Consider the following 23,856-nt stretch of genomic DNA (forward strand, 5'->3'; position numbering starts at 1 on the left):
GCTGCGTACCAGCGAGTAGCCGAGGACCGAGCGAGGAGTGCCCGTGGGTGACTGGGCCGGGCGGAGTGCCGCCGAGATTGCCGCCGCCGTACGCGAGAAGCGGGTGACACCGCGGGAGGTGGTGGCCGAGCACCTCGCGCGGATCGAGCGGCTGGACGGGCGGATCGGGGCCTTCCGGAAGGTGCGGGGCGAGGCCGCTCTCGCCGAGGCCGACGAGGTGGGCTCGCGGACCGGTCTGGCCGGCCTGCCGCTCGCGGGCGTCCCCGTGGCGGTGAAGGACAATCTCGCGGTGCGCGGCGAGTCCCGCCGCGACGGCTCGGCCGCCACCCCCGACACCCCGGCCGCCGAGGACCATGTCACGGTGGCCCGGCTGCGGACGGCCGGCGCGGTGGTCGTGGGCCTGACGAACGTGCCGGAGCTGTGTGTCTTCGGCACCACGGAGGGCCCGTACGGCACCGCCCGGAATCCGTGGGACACCACGCGCACCGCGGGCGGCTCCTCCGGCGGCAGCGCCGCCGCGGTGGCCGCGGGACTGGTGCCGGTCGCGCTCGGCAACGACGGCATGGGCTCGCTGCGCATCCCGGCGGCCAACTGCGGCCTGGTCACGCTGAAGCCGGGGCACGGCGTGGTGCCGGCGGGGATCGGCAACGGCGACTGGTTCGGCATGGCGGAGAACGGCGCTCTGGCCACCACGGTCGAGGACCTGCGGCTGGTCCTGGGCGTCCTCGCGGACGCCGGCCTGCCGCGCACGGAGGAGCCGCCGCGCCGGCGGATCGCCGCGGCCGTGCGCAGCCCGCTCGCCGGGGTGAGCGTGAGCAGACCGTATACGACCGCGGTCCGGGAGGCGGCCGGGATGCTGACGCGGGCCGGGCACCGGGTGCGGCGGGCCGAGCCGCCGTACCCGCTCTCCCTGGGGGTGACCGCGCTGACGCACTGGACGGCCGGCACCGCGGTGGACGCCGAGGGCCTGGACCGGACGCTGCTGGCCCGGCGGACCCGGGTGCACGCGGCGGTGGGCCGGCGGTTCGTGGGCCCGGTGCGCGCCGGGGACGGCCGCGAGCGGCTGCGCGCCCGGCTGGCGCCCTTCTTCGCCGAGCACGACGTGCTGCTCACCGCGGCTCTGGCCCGGCGCTCCCCCGCGGCCGGCCCGTGGCACGAGCGCGGCTGGCTGCGCAACGTGCTCGCGAACACCGCGTACTCGCCGTTCACGCCACCGTGGAACCTCACGGGCTGGCCCGCGATGTCGGTGCCGTTCGGCACGCTTCCCTCGGGCGCGCCCTGCGCCGTGCAGCTGGCCGGCCCGCCGGGGTCGGAGGGCGTGCTGCTGGAGCTGGCCGAGGAGCTGGAGCGGCTGCGCCCGTGGCCGCGGACGGCGCCGGTGGCCTGATCGTCAGCCGCGCTGTTCGAGCGACCGGTACATGATGTGCAGGCCCACTCTGCCGTGCCGGGGGTGGTCGAAGGCCTCCGGGACGGTGCCGAGGACGGTGAAACCGAGGGAGGTCCACAGGGCGACGGCGGGGTTGGTCTCGACCACGGCGTTGAAGACCATCGCCCGGTAGCCCTGGGCCCTCGCCTCGGCCAGGACGTGTTCGGCGAGGGCGCGGCCGATGCCCCGGCCCGTGCAGTCGGGGTCGACCATGAAACCGGCGTTGGCGACGCGGGCGGCGGGCCCGCCGTAGTTGGGGGTGAGGTACGCCGAGCCGGTCACGGCTCCGGCCCGGTCCTCGGCGACGTAGACGCGCTTGGCGGGGTGCATCCACAGCGCGCGGGCGTCCTGCTCGGAGGTGTCCGGGTCCCAGGCGTAGGTCTCGGCGGCGGCGACGATCCGGTGCCAGAAAGGCCAGATCCGCGGCCAGTCGTCGGCCACGGCTTGTCTGATCAGCATGGGCGCGAGTCTGTCAGGTCACGCCCACGCACGCGGCGCTCGTGAAGGGTGGGATCCGGGGTCAGTCCACGCTGGGCAGGATGTGGGGTTCGGCGAGGTCTTCCTCGTAACCCGCGAGGCGGATGGGCGCCGACCGGGCCCACACGTCGAGGCTGCCGAGCTCTCCGGGCCGGCGGCCCGCACGCTCCGTGCGTTCCTTGGGGCGCTCTTCGCGATTCGTCTTCTCCGGTGTCACCGCGCACTCCTTATGTGTCGGTCGCCCTCGGGGGCGTCCGGTCAGTCTGCGCTCCGGCAGTCGGCGCCCGCTCGGGTCTGGATGGAAGGCCAGTCCGGGCGCGGTGGCGCCGCTGCGGACAGCGGGTCTGGGTGGGACCCGATCGTGCCGTCCGCCCCTTCAGGGTACCCAAATGAGCGGGCCCGCGCTCGATCGGGAGTGCAAACAAGGTGTAACCATCAGAAGTCGTTTGGCCCCTCCATACCTGTCAATATGCGGCTATGTGCGGCCGGGCGCATCACCCGCGCGTGGAGCGCATCACCCGCACGGGCTACACGTGGCGCAGTTCAGGTGCCGTTGGCCGGGGCGCAAGCTCGTCATGATCTGCTGATGAGCGGCAACGGCTGTCTCGCGGAAGGACTGACGCATGGAGCTGCGCAGCGTCGAGGAGCTGATGGATCTGCTGTACGTCGGCCGGCACGAGCACGCGCTGCGAACCGCCGCGCTGCTGCGTCGCGGGCACCCCGCCGACAAGGAGCTGCAGGTGGCGGGGCTTGTGTACGGCATCGGGGCGGCCGAGGCGGTGCGGCCGCTGCTCGGGGAGCGGGTGTTCCGGCTGGTGCGCGGCGGCGCCGGCCCGGCGGACGACGACGCGCTGCGGCTGCGCCAGGCGTACGAGGAGAGCCGCACGGCGCGCTTCGACGCGGGCGTCCTGGAGGACTGGCGTACGGTCCTGGAACTGGTGGCGGCCCGCAACTCCCGGCTGGGCGCCGTCGACTGACGCCACGGAAGGTGCGGGGCCGGCTCACCACTTGCCGGGCGCGTAGTCCTTCAGGAAGACGCCGTACAGGTCCTCGCCCGCCTCGCCTCGGACGATCGGGTCGTACACGCGGGCCGCGCCGTCGACCAGGTCGAGGGGCGCGTGGAAGCCGGCCTCGGCGAGGCGGAGCTTGTCGTAGTGCGGGCGCTCGTCGGTGATCCAGCCGGTGTCCACGGAGGTCATGAGGATGCCGTCCGTCTCGAACATCTCGGCCGCGCTGGTTCGCGTGACCATGTTCATGGCGGCCTTGGCGGCGTTGGTGTTCGGGTGCCCGGCGCCCTTGTAGCCGCGGCTGAAGACACCCTCCATCGCCGAGACGTTCACGACGTACGCGCGCCCGCTGGGTGCCTTCTTCGCGGCGTCGGCCATGGCCGGGCGCAGCTTGCTGATGAGGATGAACGGCGCCGTGTAGTTGCACAGCTGGGTCTCCAGCAGCTCCACCGGGGAGATCTGCTCGATGGTCTGCACCCAGGTGTTGCTGTCGACGACGTCCGGGACGAGGCCGCCGGCGTCGATGGCGGTGCCGTCGAGGTGCCGGGCGACGCTGGCGTTGCCGGCGACGAGGGCGAGGTCGGCGACCTTCTGGGCGTCCAGGCCGCTGGTGCCGGCGGGCAGCGCGGCGATGCCGTCGACGGCGCCGGAGTTGAAGGCGCCGATGACGTGGTGGGCGGGGAGTTCGCCGGCGGGCAGCGGGGCGGACTCGCCCTCGACCAGCGCCGCGTAGGCGGAGGGCAGGCGGCGCACGGTCTGCGTCGCGTTGTTGATCAGGATGTCGAGCGGGCCCGCCTCCGCGACCTGCTCGGCGAGGGCCACGGCCTGCGCCGGGTCGCGCAGGTCGATCCCGACGACCTCCAGGCGGTGCAGCCAGTCCGCCGAGTCCTCCATCGCCTTGAAGCGCCGGATGGCGTCCTTGGGAAAGCGCGTGGTGATCGTCGTGTGCGCGCCGTCGCGCAGCAGGCGCAGCGCGATGTACATGCCGATCTTGGCCCGGCCGCCGGTGAGCAGGGCGCGCTTGCCGGTGAGGTCGGCGCGGGCGTCCCGCTTGGCGCGGTTCTCGGCGGCGCACTTCTGGCAGAGCTGGTGGTAGAAGTAGTCGACCTCGACATAGCGGGTCTTGCAGACGTAGCAGGAGCGGGGGCGCTGGAGTATGCCCGCGATCCGGCCCTCCTCGACCTTGGAGGACGGCAGGATGCCCTCGGTCTCGTCGTCGATGCGCTCGGCGGAGCCGGTGGCGGTGGCCTCGGTGACGGCGCGGTCGTGCGCGGTCTTGGCGGCGCGGCGCTCCTGGCGGCGGCGCTGCTTGACCATGCGGTAGATGTGCGAGGTGGCCCGCCGGACCTTGATCGCGTCCGGGTGGTCGACGTCGAGGGTGTCCAGCTCCTCGAGCACGCTCAGGCAGACGGCGAGCCGCTCCGGGTCGATACCGGGGCCGTGGACCACGTCCTCCGTGGCCATGGAGCCGTCTTCTGTCACCGTCATCGCGCTGCCGCTTCCCTCTCACCCGCGCAGCGCTCCGACTCGCGCCCGCTTTCGAACGGGGAATTTTACGGAGGACCGGCCCCCGAGGCCAAACGCGTGCCGGAGGCCGGGACGGGGGCGCGAAACGCGGGCCGGGGCAGGGAGCCGCACGCAGGCCACCGCCGGAGCGCGGAGCGGCCCGCGGAGACCGCGGACGGGAACCGGCAGCCGAACCCCTGCGGGGCGACACGGCGGACAGCCGCACGCAGGCCACCGCCGGAACGGCCCCCTGCCCACCCGGCGGCCGCCGGCGGTGGGGGCGCCCCGCGGGGGCCACCCGCACCAGGCGACGAGAGCCGCACGGGTGGTGCGGGTGGGAACCCCCTCCCGGCCGGAGGCCGAGGCCGCGCGCCGGTGCTCACACCTCGCACGCCGCCAGCAGCGTGGACAGCTCGGCCGACACCGCGTGGGCGAACCGGTCCAGGTCCGGCACCGCCTGCGCGTCCGCGACCAGCCCGTAGTGCACGTGCCCGCGATACGTGGAGATGGCCACCGCCAGCGACTGGCCCGGCGCGAGCGGGGCCAGCGGGTAGACCTCCTTCAGCTCGTGGCCGCCCAGCCGCAGCCCCAGCCCCGGCAGCGGCACGCTGGTGACGAGGATGTCGAACCACAGCCGGGCGGCCTGCCCGACGAGCGGCCCGCCGAGCCGGTGCCCGAGGGCCGGGATGTGGTCGGCGAGCAGCGCCACCGCGCCGGCGCCCCGGTTCGGCCCCGCGTCCTTGTTGCGGACCATCGCGGAGCGCACGGTGCCGAGGCGGCCGAGCGGGTCGGGTTCGTCCACCGGGAGCCGTATCAGATAGCCGGAGAGCCGGTTGCCCTGTGGGTGCGCGGTGCGCGGACGGCGCCGGGACACCGGGATGAGGGCGCGGGGCGCGACCCCCTGCGTACGGTCGCCGCGCTCCTCCAGCCAGCGGCGCAGCGCCCCGGCGACGACGGCGATCAGCACGTCGTTGACCGTGCCGCCGGCGGTCTTGCGCACCCGGTGCACGTCGTCGATGTCCACCACGACGCCGGCGGTGCGGCGGGTGCCGGTCGGCGCGGAGGTGAGCGCCGAGACGGGCCGCATGCCGAGCGTGGAGCGGGCGAGGGAGGCGCCGATGTCCAGGGCCCGGCCGACGTCGGACAGCGCGCCCCTGACCAGGCCGGGGACGAGCCCCGGCAGCCGGCGCACATCGGTCAGCAGCCCGCGCGGCGGCTCGATGGCGCGCGGCGCCCGCTCGGGCAGGTCCACCGGGTCGAGGATGCCGGCGGCGAGCTTCAGCGCGCGCAGCCCGTCGGCGAGGGCGTGGTGGAACTTGAACAGCACGGCGAAGGACATTCCGTCCTCGCCGGGCAGCACATGGGCCTCCCACGGCGGCCGGCCGCGCTCCAGCGGGCGCTCCATGAGGCGGCCGGCGGCGGCGTGGAAGTCGGCGGTCGGGGCGTGCAGCCGTACGTGGTTCAGCGGGTCGAAGTCCGGGGCGGGTTCCCGGGCCGCGCCGCCGAAGGCGAGCGGCTGCCAGACGTCGCGGATGCGCAGGCGCAGCCCGGGCACGGCGGCGGCGCGCGCCGCGAGCAGGTCGGCGGCGTGCGCCCCGGCGGTGGGCGAGTGAGCGCCGAAGACGCCGAGCGCGCCGAGGTGCATCGGGTGCCGGTCGGACTCGATGTTCCAGAACGCCAGATCGAGGGGAGCGAGCAGGTCTGAAGTCACGGGCTTGCCTCACGCGTCGACGACGGGTGGATCTGAAGTCACACGCAGTCAATCTCTGTCAGCTGATTACGGTCAAGTACGATCAGGCTACGCTCAGTTAACGGGAGATTAAGTCCCGCCTCCGCCGAAAGGGGCGGGACACGAGGGAACGGTGAGGTCACTTCAGGACCGGCTGCACCGCGTCGGGTGACGTACCCCACTCTGACGGGCGCGGGCCGACCGTGAACGCGAGCGAGCGCAGGGAGCGCAGCGCACCCGTCGTGACGTAGGTCCGCCCGTGCGGTGCGCCGTCGGTGCGGACCGACTGGATGTAGCGGTCGGTCGCGGAGGTGCCGGGCGCGGTGATCGTCAGACGGCCGCCGGGCCAGTAGCGGCGGTCCAGGGTGAGGTCGACGCGGTCGAAGACGGGCGTGGACAGACCCCAGGTGTCGTAGCCGGGCTGGATCGGGAACAGCCCGATGGACGACAGCACGTTCCAGGCGGACATCGTGCCCAGGTCGTCGTTGCCGGTCATGCCGGTGGGGCCGTCGGTGAACAGGGTCAGGGCGGCGTGCACCACGTCGGTGGTCTTCCACGGCTGGCCGGTGGCCAGGTAGGTGTACGGCGCGATGAGGTCGGGCTCGTTCATCGGGTTGTACTTGTCGGCGTTGTAGTAGTCGTACGCGTCGCCGTGCACCCACACCTCGCGGGCCGTCCTCGCGGGGTCGGCGAGCAGCCGGTCGTAGGCGAAGAAGGAGTCCAGCCGGGCGTTGGCCGCGCGCCGCCCGCCGATGAGCCGCACCATGCCCGGCACGTCCTGCGGCACGAGCCACTGGTACTGCCAGGCGGTGCCCTCGTGGAAGCCGTCGCCGCGCGCCGGGTCGGGCGAGCCGGTGAAGGCGCCGGAGGCGTCGCGGGCGCGGAAGAAGCCGGTGGCGGGGTCGAAGATGTTCCGGTAGTTGTCCGCGCGGGCGGCGAAGCGGGCGGCGTCGGCGTGGTGCCCCAGACCGCGCGCCATCTGGGCCAGCATGGCGTCGGCGAGGGCGTACTCCAGGGTGACGGAGGCGCCGTGGTGGTAGTCGGTGTCGCCCATCTTGGCGTACGGCCGGTTCCTGTCGTACGGGGCGAAGCCGTGCGCGAGGTACTCGGCGTTGGCCTCGCGGCCGATCCCCGGGTACTCGGCGGGCGGGACGCCGTCGGCGTTCTTCCTCAGCGCCCGGTAGGCCCGCTCCTCGAAGCCCTTGAGCAGCCCCGTCTGGTAGGCCGTGGTCAGGAACGGGGTGACCGGGTCGCCGCTCATGATGTTGGTCTCGACCGGGCCGTAGCCCCATTTGGGCAGCCAGCCGCCGTCCTCGTCGATCGCGACGACCGAGCGGGCCATGTCCCGTGCCTCGCGCGGCGCGAGGAGCGCGAGGAGCTGGGCCTGGGTGCGGTAGGTGTCCCACAGCGACCAGTTCTGGTAGTACGTGTATCCCCTGGCCCGGTGGACGCGGCGGTCCCAGCCGAAGTAGCGGCCGTCGGCGTCGCTGCCGATGTTGGGCGCGAGGAACGACCGGTACAGCGACGAGTAGAAGGTCCGGTGCAGCGTGTCCGTGCCGCCTTGGACGTGGACGGCGGCGAGCCGTGTCTCCCACTCCTCGCGGGCCCGCTCGCGTACGGCGTCGAAGGACCGGCGGCCCTCGGCGGCCAGGTTGCGGGCCGCGCCGCGCGCGTCGACGTACGACAGTGCGGTGGTCGCCTCGACCGTGCGGTCCCCGGTGGTGTCGAAGCGGACGTAGGCGCCGCCGGATCCGCTGCGGGAGCCCGGGGTGAGCGTCTCGCCGTCCCAGGTGCCGTACGCGGTGAAGGGCCGGCTGAAGCGGGTGATGGTGTAGACGGTGTAGGGGCCGGTGTCGCGGCAGAAGCCGTGGCCGGTGATCTCGGTGCGCACGGTGTGGTCGTCGAGGATCTCGACGGTGCTGGAGACGGGTTTGTGCAGGGCCTGGGCCGCGTTCAGCAGCACGTTGGCCTTGTCGGTGGCCGGGAAGGTGTAGCGCTGCACGCCCGTGCGCTCGGTCGCGGTCAGCTCGGCGCGCACGCCGGAGGCGAGGCCGACCCGGTAGTAGCCGGGGCTCGCCGTCTCGTCCCGGTGCGAGAACCGGGCGGCGTACCGGGTGTAGTCCGTCTGCGTGACGTCTCCGGTGGTGGGCAGGACGGGCAGGTCGCCGCCGATGCGGCAGCCGACGCCCGAGAGATGGACCAGGGAGAAACCGCGGATACGGTTCTGCGAGTAGTCGTAGCCGGTGCTGTGCCCGGTGTCCGGGGAGAGCTGCACCATGCCGAAGGGCACGGCGGCGCCGGGGAAGGTGTTGCCCTCGTCCTGGGTCCCGATGAACGGGTTGACCAGATCGGTGAGGTGGCCGTCGGTCCGCTCTGCGGCCCGTGCGGCGGGGGTGGCGATCAGCGCGGACGCTGCCATCACCCCGGCCAGGCACAGCCGCGTGCGCCGGGTCCCTCTCATGTCGGATGACCTCCGCAGGTTCGACATCGGTGTCTGAATCCTGAAGGTCGAACGACTCAAAACCTGGCAAGGTACGAAGATCGAGCCGAACGCGTCGCCCCGGGGCACACCGGGACGATGACGGCGCGTCAGGGTCCCGGTCGCGGCCGGTCCGGACACGGGAGTCCTACGGCACCCGCTGGCCCTTCCCCAGGGCGATCACCCCGCCCTTGGAGACGGTGTACAGCTCGGCGTCGCGCTCGGGGTTGACGCCTATGGTCGCGCCCGGCGGCACCTCGACGTTCTTGTCCAGGACGGCGCCGCGCACCACCGCGCCCCGGCCGACGTGCACGTTGTCGTGGAGCACCGAGCCCTGCACCACCGCGCCGGGGTCGACGCGGACGCCCGGGGAGAGCACCGACCGGGTGACCTGACCGCGGATCAGGCAGCCCGCGCTGACGATGGACTCGCTCGCGATGCCGCCCGCGTTGAAACGGGCCGGCGAGAGCTGGCCGGAGTGCGTGTAGATGGGCCACTGGCGGTTGTAGAGGTTGAACGCGGGCCGCTCGGCGATGAGGTCCATGTGCGCGTCGTAGTAGGCGTCCAGGGTGCCCACGTCCCGCCAGTACCCCTGGTCGCGGCTGGTCTCGCCGGGCACGTGGTTCTCGGCGAAGTCGTACAGCTGGGCCTCGCCGCGGGCGGTGAGCTGGGGCAGGATCGAGCCGCCCATGTCGTGCGCCGACTGACTGTCCTCGGCGTCCCGTTGCAGCGCCTCGACGAGCGCCTTGGTGGTGAAGATGTAGTTGCCCATCGAGGCGAACACGCACTCCGGGTCGTCCGGCAGGCCGGGCGGATCGGCGGGCTTCTCCAGGAACCGCTCGACGGCCTGGCCGTCCGGGCCCGGTGTGATGACCCCGAAGGAGGAGGACTCCGCGCGCGGCACCCGGATGCCGGCCACGGTCACGCCCGCGCCGCCCTCGATGTGCTGCCGCAGCATCTGCCGCGGGTCCATGCGGTAGACGTGGTCGGCGCCGAACACGGCCACGTACTCGGGCTGTTCGTCGTGGATCAGGTTCAGCGACTGCAGGATCGCGTCGGCGCTGCCCAGGTACCAGCGCGGGCCGAGGCGCTGCTGCGCCGGGACTGGTGTGACGTAGTTGCCGAGCAGGCTGGACATCCGCCAGGTGGTGGTGATGTGCCGGTCCAGCGAGTGCGACTTGTATTGGGTCAGCACGCAGATCCGCAGCACGTCGGCGTTGACGAGGTTGGACAGGACGAAGTCGACGAGCCGGTAGGTGCCGCCGAAGGTGACGGCCGGTTTGGCGCGGTCGGCGGTCAGCGGCATCAGCCGCTTTCCCTCGCCGCCCGCCAGTACGATCCCGAGTACGGAAGGCCCTCCACGACGCATGGCCGCTCCCCTCACCCTGGTTCCACCATGGATGCCCCGAGCAGGCGGGACTAAGCCTGCTTGAGGATCTCCTCGTACAGCGCGGCCGTGCGCCGGGCCACCGTGTCCCAGCCGAACTCCTCCACCGCGCGCCGCCGTCCGGCCTCGCCCATCCGCCGGGCCGCCTCCGGGTCGCCGAGCACGGTGTCCAGCGCCCGGGCGAGATGCGGCTCGAAGTCGTCGTCCACGTCGACGAGCAGGCCGGTCCGGCCGTCGTCCACCACCTCGGGGATCCCGCCGACCCGGGAGGCGACGACCGGCGTGCCGCAGGCCATCGCCTCCAGGTTGACGATGCCGAGGGGTTCGTACACCGAGGGGCAGGCGAACACGGCCGCCCGCGTCAGGAGCTGGATCACCTCGGGGCGCGGCAGCATCTGCGGGATCCAGAACACCCCGGCGCGCACCCGGCTCAGCTCCTCGAACAGCTCCCGGAACTCCCGGTCGATCTCCGGGGTGTCGGGCGCGCCCGCGCACAGCACCACCTGCACGCCGGGGTCGATGTCCCGTACGGCGCGCAGCAGATGGGGCACGCCCTTCTGGCGGGTGATCCGGCCGACGAACAGCACGTACGGGCGGGCGGGGTCGATGCCGTGCCGGGTGAGGGCGTCGGTGCCGTGGTCGGGCCGGTACAGCCGGGTGTCGATGCCGTTGTGCACGACGTGCACGGCGGCCGGGTCGAGCGCCGGGTAGCAGGCCAGGACGTCCTCGCGCATGGCTCCGGAGACGGCGATCACCGCGTCGGCGGCCTCGATCGCGGTGCGCTCGGCCCAGCTCGACAGCGCGTATCCGCCGCCCAGTTGCTCGGCCTTCCAGGGCCGCAGCGGCTCCAGCGAGTGCGCGGTGACCACGTGCGGAACGCCGTGCAGCAGCTTGGCGACGTGCCCGGCGAGGTTCGCGTACCAGGTGTGCGAGTGGACGAGTTCGCGGTCTTCCAGGGCGGCGGCGATGGACAGGTCCACGGAGAAGGTGCGCAGCGCGTCGTTGGCGCCGTCGAGCGCGGACCAGGGCCGGTGGCGTACGACCCCCAGCCCGCGGCCCTCGCCCCAGCAGTGCACCTCCAGGTCCACCAGCGAGGCCAGCTCCCGGGCGAGGAACTCCACATGGACACCGGCGCCGCCGTACACGTCCGGGGGGTACTCCCGGGTCAGCAGTCCCACTCGCACCGGACAACCCCCTGGCATCGGCGGCAGGTTCCCCTCATGGTCACCCAGATGCCGCCCCGGGGGAAGAGCGCGGCGGCCGCGTGAAGCAGCAGTCGCCGCAGACCCCGCCGCCGGGCACCCGGTAGTACAGGCAGCAGCTGCGGCGGCGGAAGGCGGCGCCGGTACGGGTGCCGGTGGTGCGCAGCAGGGGGTGGGCGAACAGGCCGTCCGCCAGGGCGCGGGTCCGCTCGGCGGCGTCGGTACGGCCGTGGGCGCGGGCCCAGTTCTCCAGGGCGCAGGCCGCTGCGGCGAGCGCGGAGCCCGCGTTGCCCCACAGCAGTCCGGGGGCGCTGCCGTAGCGGTGCCTCAACGCCTCGGCCAGGGGCGCCAGATGCCCGTGCAGCACGGTGGCGGCGAGGGCGGCGGCGTCGCCGGGCAACGGGCGCAGCTCGGTCAGGCGCAGGTCGTCGGGCGCGGAGGCGTGCGGATCCCAGCGCAGCAGGCGCGGGTCGAGGTCGGGCGTCCGGCCGTACAGGACGGCGCAGCCGAGGGCCGCGGACCACAGCCGGGCGGCCAGGCCCTGCTGGGCGACGGAGGCGGCGACGCGCGGCTCGGCGGTGCGCAGCCGGTCCGCGACCACGGCCACCCGCGCCGTCAGGGCGTCCGGCGCCGGCCCCGCGTAGGTCTCCGCGAGCGTGGGCAGGCGCCCGGTGTCCGGCCCGCCGGCGGCTCCGGCCGGGTCCGCGGCCGTACGCAGGACGAAGAAGCCGCCGAGCGGGCGGAGCGCGGCGAGAGCGGGGTCGAGGTCCACGACCAGTAGTGCTATCAGGTGCCTTCCCGTGGCCCGGGAGCGGGCCCCGGCACCGCGTCACCCGTCCCGAGGATGATCGCTCGGGCGGTGTACTCCATCGGCAGTAGGAGGCATTGCGTGCTCAGGGACGACGACGGGAACGGCGCGGCCGGGCAGAGTGTCGACCATGGAAGCCGACCGACCGTCGCGCCGGGCCCAGGGCCCCCGCCGCCGTCCGCCCCGGAGACACCGATGAGCGCCCTCGCGCTGTCCGTGCTCCTGTCGTTCGTGTCCGCCGCCGCCTACGCGGCGGCCGCGATCGTGCAGGAGCAGGTGGCGGTGTCCTCGGCCGGCAGCGCCTACGTGCCGGTGCGCAGGGCGGGCTGGTGGGGTGCGCTCGGGCTCAACGGTCTCGGTGGCGTGCTGCACGTGGTGGCGCTGGCCTACGGGCCGCTCAGCCTGGTCCAGCCGCTGGGCGCGCTGACCATCGTCTTCGCGCTGCCCCTGGCGGCGCTGTGCGTCGGCCGCCGGGCGGGGGCGACGGCCTGGCGCGGCGCGGTGATGGCCACCGCGGGACTCGCCGGCCTGCTGGCTCTGGTCGGCTCCGCCGACAGCACCTCCTCCCTGAGCCCGGCCCAGCGGGTGGCGGTCGCACTGGTCACCGGCGGCGCGGTGGTGGCGCTGATGTGCGCCGGCCGGGCCGCGCACCGGAATCCGGCGGTGCGCAGCGTGCTGCTCGCCACCGCCTCCGGCGTCGCGTTCGGCATGTCGTCGGTGTTCACCAAGACCGTGGCCGTGGACTGGACGCACGGCATCGAGACGGACGACGTGCCCTCGCTCGCGGTGATCGCCCTGTTCTCGGCCGCCGGCGTCCTGCTGTCCCAGGCCTCCTACCGGGGCGGTGGCCTCGCCGCCCCGCTGGCCACGCTGACCGTCGTCAACCCGGTGCTGGCGGCCGCCGTCGGCATCCTGATGTTCGGGGAGGCGTTCCGCTACGGCGGCACGGGCACCGCGCTCGCGGTGAGCTGCGGGGTGGTCGCGGCGGGCGGCCTGATCATGCTGACGACCGAACGCATCGAACACACCGGGGCGGCCGCGGCGCCGGACACCGGCCCGGAGCCGCTCCTGCCGGCCGAGGCGTTCCCCCGCGTGCCGCAGCCGCGGGGGTCTGCGGAGACCGAGGCGTTCTCCGGCGTGCCGGAGCGCGGGTCCGCGGAAGCCGGGCCGGAGGGGGCCGGTCCGGAGCGGGCCGATCCGCAGCACGCCGGGCCGGCCGAGGGCGACGGCGTGCGCGACGAGCCGACGACGCTGCGGGAGCTGCTCGGAGCCGGCCGGGACGGCGAACCGGCCGCCCTGCGAGACCTGCCGGCAGCAGGGCTGGACGGCGAACCGGCACTGCGGGAGCTGCTCGGAGGCGGTGGCAGGGACGGCAGGGGCGGTGGCGAACCGCCGGAGTCCGGCCCGCTCCCCGCGTCGTACCTCACCCTGTCCTCGGCCCTCGGGCTGCCGCTGCCGGTGCCGGACGGGCACGGCTGTACGCGCGTCAGATCCTGACCCCCGCGGCCCGGAGATAGGCGAGCGGGTCGATGTCCGTGCCGAAGCCGGGTCCGGTCCGCACCTCGAAGTGCAGGTGCGGGCCGGTGACGTTCCCGGTGGCCCCGGACCGGCCGATGCGCAGGCCCGCGGTGACGGTCTGCCCGATCCGCACGGAGATGGCCGACAGGTGGCCGTACTGGGTGTAGCGGCCGTCGGCGTGCCGGATGACCACCTGGTAGCCGTAACTGCCGCCCCAGCCCGCGGCCACCACGTGCCCGGCCTCCGCGGCGTGCACGGCGGTGCCGGTGGGCACGAGGAAGTCGACGCCGGTGTGGTAGCCCTTCGACCAGTGCGCGCCGGCCACGCGGTAGCCGGTGCCGATGGGCGCGTCGACCGGGGCCACGACGGTGCGGCCGGTGCTCTTCGTCCGGTGCGGCGCGGCCTTGTGCTCCGCAGGCGCCTTCCGCTTCGGGGACTTGGCGGCGGCCGGGGACTCGGTGCCGGGGGCGGCCGTGCCGTGCAGGGCGAGCCGCTGGCCCGGCAGGATCAGGTCGGGATCGGCGCCGATCGTCGCGCGGTTGCCGGCGTAGAGCGCGTGCCAGCCGCCGCGGACGTGGTGGTCGTCGGCGATCCCGGAGAGGGTGTCGCCGCGCACCACGGTGTACATCTCGGCGCGGCCGGCGCGGGACTGCGGAGTGGTCTGCGGCCGCACCTCCCGCACGGAGGTCTTCTCCCGCACGGAGGTCTTCTCCCGCACGGAGGTCTTCTGCACGGTCTTCTCGCTCCGCGCGGGCCGTGTCGCGGCGCTGTCCGGGTGGGCGCCGGGGTCGGCCTCGGCCCGGTTCAGCCCGGCCCGCACCGAGCAGACCGGCCAGGCGCCCGGCCCCTGCCCGTCGAGGACCCGCTCGGCGACGGCGATCTGCTCCTCCCGGCTCGCGAGGTCGGCACGCGGGGCGAACCGGGTGCCGCCGTACGCCTCCCAGGTCGACTGGGTGAACTGCAGCCCGCCGTAGTAGCCGTTGCCCGTGTTGATGCCCCAGTTTCCGCTGGACTCGCAGGCGGCGACCTTGTTCCAGGTGGACGCGTCGGCCGCGTCGGCCGTGCCGGCGGCGACCAGCGGGATCGCGAGGCCGGCGCCGCCCGCCGTGACGGTGAGTGAGGCGCGGTTGATCCTGTTCGGCTGGTACCGGCGATGCCGGCCGCGTACGGCCATGTCCGATGTCCCCTCGGCATGCGTCAGGAGGCGCCAAAAGTAAGCGCCGCGAACAGGCCATGACAAGACGGAAATCCGGCCTCCCGCCCCTCCCGAGTGGCCGGGAACGCACCCTGTCCGATCCGATCCTGCGGAGGCTGAGGCGTCGGGCGGCCGCACGTCGTACTGAGGGCGGGGCGGGTCGCGTGTGCGCTCGCCCGAACGGCACGACAGGATGGGCGAGGACCCGTACTGACGGAGCCGTAGTCACGAGGCAACCAGGGAGCAGGCGGTATGAGCACTTCAGCGCAGATCGGTGTCACGGGCCTCGCGGTCATGGGCCGCAACCTCGCCCGGAACTTCGCCCGCAACGGCTACACCGTCGCGGTGCACAACCGTACGGTGGCGCGGACCAAGGCGCTGGTGGAGGAGTTCGGGCACGAGGGCGACTTCGTTTCCACCGAGACCGCCGAGGAGTTCGTGGGGGCTCTGGAGCGTCCCCGCCGCCTGATCATCATGGTGAAGGCGGGCGAGCCGACGGACGCGGTGATCCAGGAGTTCGCCCCGCTCCTCGAGCCCGGCGACATGATCATCGACGGCGGCAACGCGCACTTCGCCGACACCCGGCGCCGGGAGCGGGAGCTGCGCGAGCGCGGCATCCACTTCGTCGGCACGGGCATCTCCGGCGGCGAGGAGGGTGCGCTGCACGGGCCGAGCATCATGCCGGGCGGTTCGAAGGAGTCGTACGCGTCGCTCGGCCCGATGCTGGAGAAGATCTCCGCGAAGGCGGCGGACGGCGCGCCCTGTGTCACGCACTGCGGTCCCGACGGCGCCGGGCACTTCGTGAAGATGGTCCACAACGGCATCGAGTACGCCGACATGCAGCTGATCGGCGAGGCGTACCAGCTGCTGCGCGACGTCGCCGGGTACGAGCCCGCGCAGATCGCGGAGATCTTCCGCACCTGGAACACCGGCCGGCTGGACTCCTACCTGATCGAGATCACCGCCGAGGTGCTGTCCCACGTGGACGCGGCCACCGGCAAGCCCTTCGTGGACGTGGTGGTGGACCAGGCCGAGCAGAAGGGCACCGGCCGCTGGACGGTCCAGATCGCCCTCGACCTGGGCGTCCCGGTGTCCGGCATCGCCGAGGCCGTCTTCGCGCGCTCGCTGTCCGGGCACGCGAAGCTCCGCGAGGCGTCCCGGGGGCTGGCGGGCCCGACGCCGGCGCCGCTGGGCAAGGAGGAGGCCGCGGCCTTCGCGGACCGGGTGGAGCAGGCGCTGTACGCGTCCAAGATCGTGTCGTACACGCAGGGCTTCCACGAGATCGCCGCGGGCAGCGAGGAGTACGGCTGGGACATCGACCTCGGCAAGGTCGCCTCGATCTGGCGCGGCGGCTGCATCATCCGGGCGGCCTTCCTGGACCGCATCCGCGCGGCGTACGACGCCCGCGCCGATCTGCCGAGCCTGCTGGCGGACGAGACGTTCGCGCGAGAGATCGCCGACGCGCAGGACGACTGGCGCGAGGTGCTGATCGCCGCGACGCGCCAGGGTGTCCCGGCGCCGGGCTTCGCGGCGGCACTGGCGTACTACGACGCCCTGCGGGCCCCCCGCCTGCCGGCTGCCCTGACCCAGGGCCAGCGCGACTTCTTCGGCGCCCACACCTACCGCCGCGTGGACCGTGACGGCTCCTTCCACACGCTGTGGGGCGGGGACCGGGACGAGGTTTCCGCCTGAGCGGCGTCTGAGGTCCCCAGGAGGCCGCCAGGCCCTGTCGTCAAACTCCCTCCCCCAGCCTTCGGCCGGGGGACCCCCAGCCCCGCGACGCCATGCACGCCGCGAGGCCCGCCCTCCGGGCGGACGGCGGGAGTTTGACGGCAGGACCTAGGCAGGGGACCGGGGAACTGGCGTGGCACGGCCGCCGGTTGGGGCGGTCGGCCGCGCGGTTCCCCGGATCCTGGTGCGGTGCCGGGCGTGCTCAGGTGAGCGGTGGGCCCGGCTCTGGGTTCGGTACCGGCTCCGGTCCCGGCGGGATCGGGGACGGTGAGGGCTCCGGCGGGCCCGGGGCCGGAGGCGCCGGGGGCGGCGTCGGCTCGGGGCCCGGTGGAGGCGGGGTGGGCGCGGGGCCCGGCTCGGGGGTCGGGACCGGGCTCGGGTAGGGGTCCGGCGGGGTGGGACCGGGACCCGGACCCGGATGCGGCCCCGGCGGGACGGGGTCGGGATGCGGGTTCGTCATCGGTGTCCTCCGGCAGTCGTGGGACGTCGCCTCTGGACTACTCCCCCGCCTACCCGGCCCCCGCGCGGCCACTCACCCGTCAGGCGGAGCCGCGCCCGCTCAGAACCGCCCGGGATGGGCCCGCAGCCAGTCCTTCGCGGCCGTCACCAGCTCCGGGTCGGCGGGCGGGGCGGCCTCCGGGTGCCGCTCGGCCCACCCGGCGACGTACGGGCACAGCGGCACCACCGGGACGCCCTCCCTCCCGGCGAGCTCGTACAGCTCACGGGCCAGGGAACCGCCGATGCCGCGGCCCTCGTGGGCGGGCTCGACGATGGTGTGCACCGGAACCAGGGCGCGCGCGGGCGACGCCAGCACGAAGTACTCGACGCGGCCGACGACTTCGCCCTCGCCGACGGCCTCCAGGCGGCCCGCCGCCCGGTCGTCGCGGATCTCGATCTCGCTCATGGGCTGGGCACACTCCTGGTCCGGTCCGAAACGGTACGGTCCCCGGTCAGGCCCCGACGGCCTGCGGGCTGCGCTGCTGGTCGGAGCCGGGCACGGGCTCCGACGGGTCGGCGCCGAGAGAGACGATCCGGTTGTCGCCGTCTACGTGCACGACCCGCGGCTTCAGCGTCCGCGCCTCGGCGTCGGTGACCTGAGCGTAGCTGATGATGATCACCAGGTCTCCGGGGTGCACGAGATGGGCGGCCGCCCCGTTGATCCCGATCACCCCGGACCCGCGCTCCCCCTCGATGACGTACGTCTCCAGCCGCGCCCCGTTGGTGATGTCGACGATGTGCACCAGCTCGCCCGGCAGCAGATCAGCGGCGTCGAGCAGGTCGGCGTCGATGGTCACCGATCCCACGTAGTGCAGGTCGGCCTGGGTGACGGTGGCTCGGTGGATCTTGGACTTGAACAGAGTACGCAGCACTTTGGACTCCTGAAAGACGGCTCCCTGCCTGCTTTGTGCAGGTCAAGGGCGGTCTTTACTCTACACGGGCACGCGTCGAAGTCGATGTTTGTGAGGAACATCGCTTCTCATCGGTGACAGGGCTCCCTGCCTGGGCTTCGGCGCCCACCAGGCTGTTGTGGCGCCACCGACGGGGCGCCTGTTCGGACAGCCTCTCAGGGATGTCCGGGAATTGATGCTGACCAGATGCTGACTTACCTGACGATGTGCAGGGACAGATCCGTGAAGAGCCGGATGGACGTGTTCACGAGCTCCAGCAGGGGGACATTGCCGCGAATCCTGTCTCTCGCTTCGCTCGGAGATTGGGGAGGAAGGGCTGAATCCGGCCACCCCTGGCAGCACCAGCGGTCCCCTCGAGCTCCCTCCGCTTCACAGGAGTCACACAGGTACCTCCCGGGTCGCGCACGTGATCACCGCATTCCGGATGACTGTCGCTGCCGGAGTCGCTTTCACGCCGGGCCGACATAGCTCCTGTTCTCGCCCCTTGACCGGCATGAACATGCTACGCAAGAGTGGTCGGGCCGTGGGCGAATGGACCAGACCAAACATCCGCCCGTCGGCTTGTCGCTGCGCGTCGGGGGCGCGTCCATGTACTGATCCGCCTCCCCGATGCGTTCGCTCCAGCAGGGGGAAGCTCTTTGGCGTTTCACCAAATCCGCCGCCGCTACGGCTGCCACCGCCGCAGCCTTGGCCGCTGGCGTTCTCACCGCAGTACCCGCCTACGCCGGGACCTCATACGTGCACAACGACTGCACGTCCAGTGACAGCAGCCATCCGAACCACTGTTTCCGGATCCGTTTCAACTCGCGGTCGGAGACCACGACTCAGTCGGACAGCGCCTGCTTCGCGACCCGCCGTGATCGACTCCAGTGAGTTCGGTTACACGGTGAACGGCGGCGCGGTGTCGTCCGGTTCGTCTTCGGGGACTTTCCCTCTGAGGTCTACGGCGGGATGCCTTACCCGTGCGGTCACAGCAAGGGGGACGGCGACGAGCGGCCTGCCCCGATGACGGTTGACGGGTGTTTCCGGATCCGCACTGGAGGAGAACAGGGGGCAGCAGCCTGGCTCGCGCACCGCATGAATGCCGGCGCCCATCGTTCCCTGCACGGACACGCCGGGCCCTCGGCCGATGGCACACCCTCCGAGGTACGCGTCGCCAACGTCAGCACCTCAGGGTGATCCACAACCCGCGCACCGTTCTCGCCAAGGCCGGCAATCAGCAAGAGGGCCCGTTGTCGGCCTCCTGAGTCGACCGCCTTGCCCCGCCCGGGGCAAGGCGGTTTCTGTGACCGGCCCGCGAACCTCGAGCTACCGCCCTGTGATTCGCCCTTGCGCGCCCATGGTCCAGTCAAAACGTGCCCGCAGACCAGGGCACGGGACATCCCATCACACGAGAAATTCGGGGAACTTCTTTGAGATCCAGACGACGATCATCCATATCTTTGGCCGTCCTTGCGGCGTGCACGGCGCTGACGGGCGGCCTGCTGCAAGCCGTCCCGGCCACGGCAGTCCCCGCCTCTCCAGGCGGTCACAGCCCTGCCACAAGCCCCGCTCCGTCGCCGTCGCCTGCAGGACGGGTGGCCGATCCGGACAAGAGCCTGGGTGACGGGTGGAAGACATCCACGGACCGGGTGGTCACTGGCGTGGCTGACGCCACATCGTTCAAGATTCTTGTCGCGGACGAAGCCGACGCGTACCAGTGGAAGACTGCCGCGGCCTTGTCCGAGCCGGGCATGCCGGCGGATTCGTGGATCGGCAACACGTGCGTGATGGACCGCGACCATGTGGCTGCTGTGTACGCGCCCCGGTCGTTCACGAACAAACCGGACCTGATGCAGGGCGGCGCGTTCACGGCGATCATCAACACCAGCACCGGTGACGTGACGAAGCTGCCGTTCACCGGGACACTCGCCTACTTCGACCCCTCCTGCAACCCGCAGACCCGCACGGCCGCGTTCACCGCCTTCCGTGACATGAACGACCCGGCCGCCACTCGGACCCGTGTCATGACCGTCGACACCGCCGGCAAAACGCTGAGCGTGTCGGCCACCAAGGGGGAAGTCACCAGCGCCGTACCCGTCAAGGACGGTGTGATCGGCGCGCTCAGCCGCCATCTGATCCACCTCGACCACAAGGGCAAGGTCAAGGACCTGCTCACAGCCGGTGGCGCCCCGTTCGACATCCACCCCGTCAACAGCGGTGACGTCGCCTTCGTCGAGCGCAACGGCGCCAAGCGCGCCCGCGCCCGGGTGTGGAGTCCGAAGGGCAAGACCTCCGTCATCGCCACTGGCAAGCTCGGTGACCTCGACCTGGCGCGAGGCGGCTCCTCCAGCGTGTTCCTCGTCGGGCATCCCACGGGTGACACGCACACCTCAGGCAGCGGCATCACCCGGCTCAACGCCCCGGTGAACACAGACGTCTCCAGCCTGGGCCGGCTCGCCGTCGACCCTGTTCTCGCACCGGGGCTACGTGCGGGCATCGACCGGATCAAGAATGCCGGCAAGGGCTTCACACAGACCGAGCCCGCTTCACAGCACACGACGCCGGCTCCAGGCATGCTGAAGACCGCCACGCCCCTGACGGTGACCTCCACCGCCACAAGCACCGGCACCAGGCTCAGCCAGCAGGTCACCCCCACGCCACCCAAGGCCGAAGCCCAGTTGTCTCCCGCCCTCGCCTCGGCTTCCAAGGCCCGCGCCGCAGCCGGCATCGGCTCAGGCAGGCACCCGCGATCGGCACGGGCCACCGCAGTGACGTCGATCGTGTCGCACGACCCCACCGACCCCGACCGCTGGTGCTCCGTCTCTCGCAACGACGTCAAGGCCCAGGCGTTGCAGCCCACTCCCAACCAGGTCGAGTGGGCTGTCGACATGGCGGTACGCGGTGACCTGCACGCCGGCTACCTCAACCAGGGCGGCTACCGCAACCAGGCCGGCCTCGGCACCATCGACCCGCAGGGCCTGTTCCCGCCGCCCACCCTGACCGGCGCGAGCAACGCGCGCATCCCCGTCAACGTGATGCTCGGCATCATGGCCCAGGAGTCCAACCTGTGGCAGGCCGAGTCCGGCTCCATACCCGGCCAGATGGGCAGCCCCCTGGCAGCGGTCGACGGCTACTACGGGCATCAGATCGATCCGGGCAATCCGGACTCGTACTGGAACATCAACTGGGACAAATCAGACTGCGGCTACGGCGTGGGCCAGGTCACCGACGGCATGCGCCTCAAGGGCCATGAGAAGCCGGGCGAAACCAGCCTGTCCCCAGCCCTGCAGAAACTCGTCGCCATCGACTACGCGACGAACATCGCCGCCTCCATGAAGATCCTCGCCGACAAGTGGAACGAGGTCCACAAGGCCGGCCAGACGATCACCGTCAACAATGACGACCCCTCCTACGTGGAGAACTGGTTCACCGCGGTCTGGAACTACAACCTCGGCTTCAACCCGCCCTCCCAGGCATCGCAGCACGGAGGGCACTGGGGCCTCGGCTGGTACAACAACCCGGCCAACCCCATCTACGCCAAGGGCTGGGGCCATCCGTTCATGAACACCGACGTGGACGGCACCGACGCCAACCACGACGCCGCACACCCGCAGGACTGGCCGTACGAGGTGAAGGTGATGGGCTGGGCCGCCTGGTCCATCGACACCGGCTACTCCTACGCCACCTCCGGCCGCCAGGACTGGCCCGGCGAGTCCGGCTTCTCCTCCGCCGGCTTCCGCCCCGCCTACTGGAACGGAGCGAACCTGCCCGTCGAGATCAAAGGCGGCGCGCGCTACAACCGGGCACATGTCACGCCGGACCTCGACGTGTTCTGCAACTCCAAGAACAACTGCGACCCCAACACGCCGCCGGACTGCGGCACCGCGGAGTGCTACGCACAGTACTGGTGGAACCAGCCCAACGCGACCTGGAAGACCGACTGCGCCTCCACCTGCGGCCACGAGAACATCAAGTACCAGTCGCTGGTGTCGGAACCGGGACGCGGCTACCGCCTGAAGAACGGCACACCGGTGTGCTCCGGAGCACCCAGCGGCGCACAAGTGGTGGCCTCGGTGCCCAACGGCACCGAAACCTACGGCGACTGCGGTCCCGTCACCTCGTCCGGCAGCTTCCAGTTCACGTTCTACGCCGACACCATGGGCACGCACTTCAATGCGAAAGCCGACCTGCACCAGGTCGGCGGCGGCTACGGCGGCCACTTCTGGTACGCCCACGAACGCGACACCCATCACCTCGGCGGCGACGGCGGAAGCATGACCATCGACGGTGACTGGAAGCTGAACAAGCCCCTGGACAAGACACAGGCCATGGTCTACGTACACGTGCCGGACACCGGAGCGCAGACCACTCAGGCCGTGTATGAAGTCGTGACGGCCTTCGGAACCAGGAAAGTCACCGTCGACCAGTCCGCCAACGCGTCCAACAAATGGGTGTCTCTTGGCGCCTTCCGTTTCAACGATCGCATCCCCGAGGTCAGACTCTCCAATACCACCAGCAGCGGCAGCGCTGACAAGGACATCGCCTGGGGAGCGGTCGCCTTCGTGCCCGGCAACTTCGGCGTGTCCGGTGGCCGGATGGCAGGTCTCGAACTCCCCGACCCCGACTACAACGCCCCCGACGTCGACTTCATCGACGACGACCAGCAGAAGCAGCCGGCGCCCACCGGTCTGGTTACTCCTTCTACGGCCTCTTCACTCACGTCCGGCAACCAGTGCGCCAAGGGCCTGAAGAACGGCCAGAGCCGCCAGTGCGTCACCTACGAGCCGCTCATCAAGCGCCCCTCCATGACGCGGACGGCCGGGACAGGTGCTCTGTCGACCACGCTCGTGCCGTGGTGCGCTCAGACCGGCTTGACCCAGACCTACACGATCGAACGCCGCGAAGGGTGCCTCGCCTTCACCACTCTCGTCCACTGGACCAAGAAAGACCCCGACGGCGCCATCGAAACCGCGTCCGCCGCGTTCAACGTATTCGTAGAGACGAAGACGCAGAACAAGGCGACCTTCACGGAACGCATGTCGATCGTGCCCGTGGACATGGACACCGATCTCGGCGCCGTCTCCCTGGAGTACTGGCAGACCCCCTGCACCCCGGACTGCGACGCCACCTACACCACGAACTGGACCGACGCGACCTGGACAAGCCTGACCGACAAGCACTGGGCGTCCGCGACGAAGTCGAACACATGGACCACGCCGACCGCCGGCACCTCCGAGAAGTTCGACCGAGGCGTGTTCCTGAGCTTCAAGGCGGACAGCCCCAATTGGCAAGGTGTTGTCCCCGTCGACAAGCCAGAGATCTCGCTGTTCGACCAAATCCGCTGCGACAACTCGGTGACCGTCCCCAACTCCACCGGATGCATCTTCTACAAGCACATACCGACATACACCGTGAACGATCGGAAGTACCCGGTCGCTGCTGCGTACTACTGGCTGCTCCGCGAGGAACTGCCGTCACACCCGGGCAGCGAGGAACACAAAACGCCGCTCCACCGGGAGATCGACCAGAGCGTGCGGGACAAGAACAGAGGAGTGGTGTGCCCCAACTCCTGGAAGCCGTACGACAAGGCGACTCCTGAGGCGACCACAAACAGCCCCGACGGCCGGCAATGCGACGAGTACCCCTTCGCGTCAACGAAGGAAAGCGGCGGTCAGTTCGTCGACAGCGGCGACGAGTGCATTCAGCTGTACGCCCAGAAGAGTGCCACTGACGGCAAGTGGCGCATGTACTACGACGACCGCCCGGGAGTCGCTGCGCCCACGTGGCAGGAAGTCTGCGGACGGGCATCGATGTCCGCGAAACAGAACGAAGGTGCGGGCCGCGACGTCGGCTCCTTCTACAAGAAGGCCCGCGTAGACGACAACGATCCCTTCTACATCAAGGCCCCGGACCTCGAGGGCTGTCGCCCCGATGAAGTCTGCGTGGTTCAGCCGCACTAGCCGGTTGGAACAAGGTGGCGGTCCGGAGCAGTTTCCTGCT

15 protein-coding genes and 1 pseudogene are annotated in these 23,856 nt (G+C 71.8%); 5 read left to right on the forward strand and 11 right to left on the reverse strand.

Features of this window, described 5'->3' with window-relative positions; genetic code table 11:
- Positions 1 to 43: 43 nt before the first annotated feature.
- Positions 44 to 1,387 carry an amidase gene (locus OG956_RS04015; protein ID WP_330336532.1) on the forward strand — a complete coding sequence of 448 codons (1,344 nt, stop codon included), beginning with the start codon at positions 44 to 46 and terminating at the stop codon, positions 1,385 to 1,387.
- A gap of 3 nt (positions 1,388 to 1,390) precedes the next feature.
- Here OG956_RS04015 and OG956_RS04020 read toward each other — a convergent pair whose 3' ends face one another.
- On the reverse strand, positions 1,391 to 1,885 hold the full coding sequence (locus OG956_RS04020; protein ID WP_330336533.1) for a GNAT family N-acetyltransferase: 495 nt from the start codon (positions 1,883 to 1,885) through the stop codon (positions 1,391 to 1,393).
- 61 nt (positions 1,886 to 1,946) lie between these two features.
- A complete protein-coding gene (locus OG956_RS04025) occupies positions 1,947 to 2,120 on the reverse strand; it encodes a hypothetical protein (RefSeq protein WP_330336534.1) in 174 nt (57 codons plus the stop codon).
- A 406-nt stretch (positions 2,121 to 2,526) separates the two neighbouring features.
- Here OG956_RS04025 and OG956_RS04030 point away from each other — a divergent pair, with 406 nt between their 5' ends.
- Positions 2,527 to 2,880: a hypothetical protein gene (locus tag OG956_RS04030; protein WP_330336535.1), complete on the forward strand. Its 354-nt coding sequence runs from the start codon at positions 2,527 to 2,529 to the stop codon at positions 2,878 to 2,880.
- Positions 2,881 to 2,904: 24 nt separating this feature from the next.
- Here the strand turns inward: OG956_RS04030 and OG956_RS04035 are convergent, their stop codons facing one another.
- The 6 genes from OG956_RS04035 to OG956_RS04060 form a co-directional block, all read right to left on the reverse strand.
- Complete coding sequence (locus OG956_RS04035) at positions 2,905 to 4,398, reverse strand: SDR family NAD(P)-dependent oxidoreductase (protein ID WP_330336536.1); 1,494 nt, start codon at positions 4,396 to 4,398, stop codon at positions 2,905 to 2,907.
- A gap of 397 nt (positions 4,399 to 4,795) precedes the next feature.
- Positions 4,796 to 6,127 carry a wax ester/triacylglycerol synthase family O-acyltransferase gene (locus tag OG956_RS04040; protein ID WP_330336537.1) on the reverse strand — a complete coding sequence of 444 codons (1,332 nt, stop codon included), beginning with the start codon at positions 6,125 to 6,127 and terminating at the stop codon, positions 4,796 to 4,798.
- A 157-nt stretch (positions 6,128 to 6,284) separates the two neighbouring features.
- A complete protein-coding gene (locus OG956_RS04045) occupies positions 6,285 to 8,606 on the reverse strand; it encodes a GH92 family glycosyl hydrolase (RefSeq protein WP_330336538.1) in 2,322 nt (773 codons plus the stop codon).
- Between the two features lie 166 nt (positions 8,607 to 8,772).
- Positions 8,773 to 9,993 (reverse strand): glucose-1-phosphate adenylyltransferase, encoded by a 1,221-nt coding sequence (gene glgC / locus OG956_RS04050; RefSeq protein WP_330336539.1) that lies wholly within the window; start codon positions 9,991 to 9,993, stop codon positions 8,773 to 8,775.
- Between the two features lie 50 nt (positions 9,994 to 10,043).
- Complete coding sequence (glgA, locus tag OG956_RS04055) at positions 10,044 to 11,195, reverse strand: glycogen synthase (protein WP_330336540.1); 1,152 nt, start codon at positions 11,193 to 11,195, stop codon at positions 10,044 to 10,046.
- Between the two features lie 40 nt (positions 11,196 to 11,235).
- Positions 11,236 to 11,985: a (2Fe-2S)-binding protein gene (locus OG956_RS04060; protein WP_330336541.1), complete on the reverse strand. Its 750-nt coding sequence runs from the start codon at positions 11,983 to 11,985 to the stop codon at positions 11,236 to 11,238.
- Between the two features lie 231 nt (positions 11,986 to 12,216).
- On the opposite strand from OG956_RS04060, the gene OG956_RS04065 reads away from it, so the two are divergent.
- Entirely contained in the window at positions 12,217 to 13,518 is a 1,302-nt protein-coding gene (locus tag OG956_RS04065) for a DMT family transporter (protein WP_330336542.1), read from the forward strand.
- On the opposite strand, the gene OG956_RS04070 is transcribed toward OG956_RS04065, so the two are convergent.
- The gene (locus tag OG956_RS04070) at positions 13,508 to 14,713 is read right to left on the reverse strand and encodes a transglycosylase family protein (protein WP_330336543.1); all 1,206 of its coding nucleotides are present in this window, start codon (positions 14,711 to 14,713) and stop codon (positions 13,508 to 13,510) included. The two genes, OG956_RS04065 and OG956_RS04070, sit on opposite strands and share 11 nt — an antisense overlap.
- 273 nt (positions 14,714 to 14,986) lie before the next feature.
- Here OG956_RS04070 and gndA point away from each other — a divergent pair, with 273 nt between their 5' ends.
- On the forward strand, positions 14,987 to 16,426 hold the full coding sequence (gene gndA, locus OG956_RS04075; protein ID WP_330336544.1) for an NADP-dependent phosphogluconate dehydrogenase: 1,440 nt from the start codon (positions 14,987 to 14,989) through the stop codon (positions 16,424 to 16,426).
- Positions 16,427 to 17,024: 598 nt separating this feature from the next.
- Here the strand turns inward: gndA and OG956_RS04080 are convergent.
- Both OG956_RS04080 and panD read right to left on the reverse strand, forming a co-directional pair.
- A pseudogene (locus OG956_RS04080) lies at positions 17,025 to 17,435 on the reverse strand (GNAT family N-acetyltransferase); the annotation flags it as partial.
- A complete protein-coding gene (panD, locus tag OG956_RS04085; RefSeq protein WP_330336545.1) occupies positions 17,416 to 17,835 on the reverse strand; it encodes an aspartate 1-decarboxylase in 420 nt (139 codons plus the stop codon). The gene panD and the pseudogene OG956_RS04080, both read right to left, overlap by 20 nt.
- Positions 17,836 to 19,229: 1,394 nt before the next feature.
- On the opposite strand from panD, the gene OG956_RS04090 reads away from it, so the two are divergent.
- Positions 19,230 to 23,816: a golvesin C-terminal-like domain-containing protein gene (locus OG956_RS04090; RefSeq protein WP_330336546.1), complete on the forward strand. Its 4,587-nt coding sequence runs from the start codon at positions 19,230 to 19,232 to the stop codon at positions 23,814 to 23,816.
- The last annotated feature ends 40 nt before the right edge of the window (positions 23,817 to 23,856 follow it).

It is taken from the genome of Streptomyces sp. NBC_00557, from assembly GCF_036345995.1.
GTDB lineage: Bacteria > Actinomycetota > Actinomycetes > Streptomycetales > Streptomycetaceae > Streptomyces.